Raw genomic sequence first — 1,154 nt, 5'->3', positions numbered from 1 at the left:
CCCCCGTGACCCTGCAGCTGCAGTGGGTTCCGCAGGCGCAGTTCGCGGGGTACTACGCCGCCGTCGCCCAGGGGTTCTACGAGAAGGAAGGCCTCGACGTCACGATCAAGGAGGCCGGCACCGACACGGTGCCGATCGACGTGCTCGCCTCCGGCGACGCCGACTTCGCGATCTCCTGGGTGCCGAAGGTGCTCGGCTCGATCGAGAAGGGCACGAACGTCACCGACATCGCGCAGATCTTCGAGCGCTCGGGCACCACGCAGATCTCCTTCAAGGACAAGGGCATCACCACGCCCGCGGACCTCAAGGGCAAGAAGGTCGGCAGCTGGGGCTACGGCAACGAGTGGGAGCTGTTCGCCGGCATGCAGAAGGCCGGAATCGACACCACGAAGGACATCACCCTCGTGCAGCAGGCGTTCGACATGAACGGATTCCTGTCCGGTGACATCGACGCGGCACAGGCCATGACGTACAACGAGTACGCGCAGGTGCTCGAGACGATCAACCCCGCCACCGGCAAGCTGTACCAGCCGAGCGACCTGAACGTCATCAACTGGAACGACTACGGCACCGCGATGCTGCAGGACGCCATCTGGGCCGACACCGCGAAGCTCTCGAGCGACCCGGCGTACGCCGACACCGCGGTGAAGTTCATCAAGGCGTCGATCGAGGGATGGATCTACGCCCGCGACAACCCGCAGCAGGCGGCGGACATCGTGACCCAGGCCGGGTCCACCCTCGGCACCAGCCACCAGCTGTGGATGACCAACGAGGTCAACAAGCTGATCTGGCCCTCGACGAGCGGAATCGGCATCATCAACAAGAACCAGTGGGACCAGACGGTCGGCATCGCCCTCAACACGAAGAACGAGACCGGCTCGACGATCATCACGAAGGATCCGCCGTCGACGGCGTACTCGAACGAGTACGTGCAGAAGGCGCTGGACGAATTGAAGGCCGAGGGCGTGGACGTGACGGGCAGTGGCTTCACTCCCCTCACGGTCACCCTCAAGGAGGGCGGCAACTAAGCCGCCGCGCGGGGGCCCGGGTCGTTGTCCGCCCGGGCCCCCGCATCACCGAACCAGACACGAAAGCACCCCATGAGCAGCGACCCCACCCTCGACACCCTCACGAGCGAACTCGACCGTGCCCAC

General features: G+C 65.3%; 1 protein-coding gene. It reads left to right on the top strand.

Features of this window, described 5'->3' with window-relative positions; all coding sequences use genetic code 11:
- On the top strand, positions 1-1,028 hold a 1,028-nt coding region (locus ASG00_RS08025; RefSeq protein ID WP_056208362.1), incomplete at its 5' end, for an ABC transporter substrate-binding protein.
- Between the last annotated feature and the right edge of the window lie 126 nt (positions 1,029-1,154).

It is taken from the genome of Microbacterium sp. Leaf351 (assembly GCF_001423825.1).
GTDB lineage: Bacteria > Actinomycetota > Actinomycetes > Actinomycetales > Microbacteriaceae > Microbacterium > Microbacterium ginsengisoli.
This window is presented reverse-complemented; position numbering and strand designations above follow the sequence as displayed.